A 4,588-nucleotide genomic window follows, 5' to 3' on the forward strand; every position below is an offset into this window, starting at 1 on the left:
GGCCGCTGGCCGGCAACCCGGTGATGCCTGGATGCCGGCCAGCGGCCGGCACCTGCCATCATCAGGGATCAGACCTCCGCCGCTCCCGGCGTGGCATACAGCCGGCTCGGGCTGTCCACGCCCGGCAGCTGGATCACTCCGCGCTCCTGCATGCCCAGGCCCAGCAGGATCTTCCCGGACACCACGTTGTCCAGATCGGTAATGCCATACAGATCCTGCAGGCCCAGCGCTCCGCGTGCATGCGCAAACACCGCACGCGCCGCCTCACCGGCATAGCCCTGCCCGGCAAATTCCGAGAGCACCGCATAGCCGATATCCGGCCCCGGCAGGCCATCACGCCGCACCAGCCCGGCATTGCCCAGCCACGCGCCATCGGACAAGCGCTCGATGGCATACATGCCGAACCCGTTCAACGCATAGCTGTGCAGCACCCGCAGCGCGATGTACTCCCGCGCCTGCTCCTCGCTGCGTACGTTGCGGTCACCAATGAAGCGCACGAAGCCCGGATCGTTCAACAGTGCCAACATCGGCACCGCATCGCGGTCGGGCTCGATCGCACGCAGACGCAGGCGTTCACTTTCAATCGGATGCACGCGCAGACCTCCAGCCGAAACCCCGATTCTGCCTCGACCCCCGGCTGTTGAATTTGATTTTCTTTGCATTGCCGTGGAAGGACACGCCCGGGGGTCACTTCAGGGACGGGGTCACGGCGTCCCCCGCGAACCCACCCCGACCGGCCAGCCACCGAACCAACGCGTGCTCCACCACGGAGCGGCGGCGCCGTTGGAGCGCCTTAGTCGAACAACGCCTCGATCGCCGCCAACCCCGCGCTCGCCCGTTCCTTCTTGCGCGCCGCATCGGCCACCGGGTCGGCACCGTCGCGCTGGATCTCCTCGGCTGGAATTTCGTCGAAGAACCGGCTCGGCTTCAGCCGCACATGCTCGCCAAACTTGCGCGTCAGCTTGCTGTAGCTCATCCACAGCTGGATCTTGGCGCGGGTGATGCCCACGTACAGCAGGCGACGTTCTTCCTGCAGGTTGCCCTCGTCCAGGCTGACCTGGTGCGGCAGCACGCCGTCCTCGCAGCCAACGATGAACACGTACGGGAATTCCAGGCCCTTGGAGGCGTGCATGGTCATCATGCGCACCTGGTTGCCGCCCTCGTCCTTGTCGCTGCGCGACAGCAGCGCCAGCTGGCCGGCCAGGTCGGCCGCGGTGGCGCCGCGCGGGCCGCCCTCGAACCACTGCGCCAGTTCCTCGATGTTGTTGGCGCGGCGCTGGTAACTGGCCTCTTCCTTGGCCTGCTGGCGCAGTTCGCTGAGCAGGCCCGATTCCTTGGCCACCTTGCGGATCATGTCGCCGGAGCTGACCTGGCGCATCTGCGCGCGCAGGTCGCGCAGGATGTCGGTGAACCGCGCCAGGCTGTTGGCCGCGCGCGGTGGCAGCTGCTGCAGCGCACCGATCGACTCGGCGGCATGCGCCATCGGGATGTCCTTTTCCTGCGCCAGCTCGGCCAGCCTGGCCAGCGTACCGGCACCCACGTCGCGCTTGGGCGACTGCACCGCGCGCATGAACGCGGTGTCATCGTCCGGGTTCACCAACAGCCGCAGCCAGGCCAGCGTGTCCTTCACTTCCTGGCGTTCCAGGAACATCGTGCCGCCGGTCAGGTGGTAGGGGATGCGCAGCAGCTGCATCGCCTTTTCCAGCGGCCGCGACTGGAAGTTGCCGCGGAACAGGATGCAGAAGTCACTCCACGGCACGTTGCGCGACTGCGCCACGAAGGCGATCTCGGCGGCCACCTTTTCCGCTTCATGCTCGCTGTTGCGGCATTCCCACACCCGGATGCGCTCGCCGTCGGCCTGGTCGCTCCACAGCTTCTTCAGGTGCTCGTGCGGGTTGTTGGCGATCAGCGCGTTGGCTGCGCGCAGCACGCGGTTGGAACAGCGGTAGTTCTGCTCCAGCTTGATGATTTCCAGCGTGGGGTAGTCACGCCCCATCTGCTGCAGGTTTTCCGGGTTGGCGCCACGCCAGGCGTAGATCGATTGGTCATCGTCACCCACGCAGGTGAAATTGCCCTTCTCACCAGCCAGCTGCTTGAGCAGGCGGTATTGCGCGTCGTTGGTGTCCTGGCATTCGTCCACCAGCAGGTAGCCGATGCGCTCGCGCCAGGCCAGCGCGATCTCCGGATTTTCCTCCAGGATCTGCACCGGCAAACGGATCAGGTCATCGAAGTCGACCGCGTTGAACGCCGTCAGGCGCAGCTGGTAACGCTCGTAGACACTGGCCGCTTCCTTCTCGCGGTTGCTGCGCGCGGCGGCCATCGCCTGTTCGGGCGACAGGCCGGCGTTCTTGGCGCGCGACACCAGGTTCTTCATGTCCTCGATGTCGTCGGGCTTGGCCCCATACATCAGGTCCTTGATCTGCGCAGCGGCATCGTCGGCATCGAAGATCGAGAATCCACGCTTCAGGCCCACGGCGGCGTGTTCGATCTGCAGGAACTTCAGGCCCAGCGCATGGAAGGTGCAGATGGTCACCTCGTCGGCATCCTGCTCGCGCAGGCGCTTGGCCACGCGCTCGCGCATTTCCTTGGCCGATTTGTTGGTGAAGGTGATCGCCGCGATGCGGCGCGCCGGATAGCGGCCACTGCCGATCAGGTGGGCGATCTTCTCCACGATCACCCGCGTCTTGCCGCTGCCGGCGCCGGCGAGCACCAGCAAGGGGCCTTCGATGTGCAGGACGGCGGCGGCTTGGGGGGGATTGAGACCGTGCATGGGGACAGGATTGTAGCGGGGTGCCGGCGGGCCGACCTGACTTGCATGACGCCTGGCCCTAAGGTATTGAGTCGACTCCGGAACACAGGAGCGTGGTCCATGTCCTTGAACATCATCGCCCGCCCGCTGGTGGCTACCCTGCTGGGCCTGCTGGGCCTGCTGGCCGTGCCTGCGGCCGGGTCCAGCCCGGCACCGCCTGCCGACGCCTATGAAACCATCGTGCTGCAGTCGCACGAGTTCCTCGTCTACCATCCGGACCTGCGCTTCCGTGGGCTCGGCATGCAGGCCCGCGAGCGGGGCCGCCACGAAGAGGCCCGCAACGACTTCCGCAATGCCGCGCGCTACGGCGACAAGCTCTCACAGGCAGCGCTGGCCGACATGCTCTGGAACGGGCAAGGCGGTCCGGTCGACCGCGCCCTGGGCTATGCATGGATGGACCTGGCGGCCGAGCGCGGCACCGAGTGGCTGGTGGTACAGCGCGAACGCTTCTGGGAGGCGCTGTCCGCCGACGAGCGCGAGCGCGCGGTGCGCGAGGGCCGCGCGCTGTATGCCGAGTTCGGCGATCCGGCCGCGACGCCGCGGCTGGAACGTGAACTGCGGGCCGGCAGCATGCGGCAGACCGGCAGCCGCGCCGGCTGGAACGGCGCCATGCGCAGCCAGGGCCGTGGCGATGCGGGGGCCCGTGTGCTGCAACCGGAAAAGCACCAGTTGGCGCGCTACTGGGACCCGGTGGCCTACCGGCAATGGCAGGACGAGGAGCTGGCCAGATCGGGGCGATGAGCCACGCCGGCCAGGCCATCGTTGCCTCGGCGCTGCTGGCACCGGGGTACGCGACAGCCGGCACGTGATCGCCCGGCCACGGCCGATCCGCGACGGCGGGCCGGGTGGCGACTAGAATTGGCCGATGGCCAAGCTCTACTTCTACTACTCGGCGATGAACGCCGGCAAGACCACCACCCTGCTGCAGAGCGCGCACAACTACCGCGAGCGCGGCATGCGGGTGGCGATCCTGACCCCACGCCTGGACGATCGTGCCGGCGCCGGCGTGGTTGCCTCGCGGATCGGCCTGCGCGCTGACGGCATGGCCTTCGACCGCGATACCGACCTGCAGCGCTGGGTGGAGCAGGATCTGGCAGCCAACGGCCCGATGGGCTGCGTGCTGGTGGACGAGGCGCAGTTCCTGACCCGCGCCCAGGTCTGGCAGCTCAGCGAGGTCGTCGACCAGCTGCGCATTCCGGTGCTGTGCTACGGCCTGCGTACCGACTTCCGCGGCGAGCTGTTCGAAGGCAGCCAGTACCTGCTGGCCTGGGCCGACGAGATGCAGGAAATCAAGACCATCTGCCACAGCGGCAAGAAGGCGACGATGACCGTGCGCGTGGACGAGCATGGCCACGCCGTGCAGGACGGCCCGCAGGTGGAGATCGGTGGCAACGAGCGCTACGTGTCGGTCAGCCGTGCCGAGTTCAAGAAGATCACCCGCGGCGAAGGCCGGATCGATCCGGCGCAGGCGCCCCTGCCGCTGTAAGGGGTGTTCGGCAGGGCTGCGCCCTGCACCTGCAGAGGCAACAGCAACGTCAACAGCGAAAGCTGGCATTCCGTGGGATGGCGGGGCACTGTGGGTGTGCGGGGACGGCGCAAGTACGTCCATGTAGCCTTGGTCGCCGCATCCATGCGGCTCACACCCCGCAAACCCACAGTGCCCCGCCTTCGACAATTGGCCGGCGGCCAGTAGATCCACGCCATGAGTGGATGAAATCTGTCAGATATCGAATGAAATTCCGGGGTCAGATCCGTTTTCCTTCGGAAAACGGATCTGAC

General features: G+C 67.0%; 4 protein-coding genes. 2 read left to right on the forward strand and 2 right to left on the reverse strand.

Features of this window, described 5'->3' with window-relative positions; all coding sequences use genetic code 11:
- Window positions 1-68: 68 nt before the first annotated feature.
- Together ABGA94_RS21345 and ABGA94_RS21350 are read right to left on the reverse strand one after the other, a co-directional pair.
- On the reverse strand, window positions 69-593 hold the full coding sequence (locus tag ABGA94_RS21345; RefSeq protein ID WP_151355281.1) for a GNAT family N-acetyltransferase: 525 nt from the start codon (window positions 591-593) through the stop codon (window positions 69-71).
- Between the two features lie 200 nt (window positions 594-793).
- Window positions 794-2,770: a UvrD-helicase domain-containing protein gene (locus tag ABGA94_RS21350; RefSeq protein ID WP_375368056.1), complete on the reverse strand. Its 1,977-nt coding sequence runs from the start codon at window positions 2,768-2,770 to the stop codon at window positions 794-796.
- A gap of 99 nt (window positions 2,771-2,869) precedes the next feature.
- Between ABGA94_RS21350 and ABGA94_RS21355 the strand changes: the two genes are divergently transcribed.
- Together ABGA94_RS21355 and ABGA94_RS21360 are read left to right on the forward strand one after the other, a co-directional pair.
- Window positions 2,870-3,550 carry a hypothetical protein gene (locus ABGA94_RS21355; protein WP_375368057.1) on the forward strand — a complete coding sequence of 227 codons (681 nt, stop codon included), beginning with the start codon at window positions 2,870-2,872 and terminating at the stop codon, window positions 3,548-3,550.
- 124 nt (window positions 3,551-3,674) lie between these two features.
- On the forward strand, window positions 3,675-4,295 hold the full coding sequence (locus ABGA94_RS21360) for a thymidine kinase (protein WP_005421101.1): 621 nt from the start codon (window positions 3,675-3,677) through the stop codon (window positions 4,293-4,295).
- Window positions 4,296-4,588 lie beyond the last annotated feature (293 nt).

The organism is Stenotrophomonas sp. 3diitr2024 (assembly GCF_042136455.1).
Classification (GTDB): Bacteria; Pseudomonadota; Gammaproteobacteria; order Xanthomonadales; family Xanthomonadaceae; genus Stenotrophomonas; species Stenotrophomonas sepilia.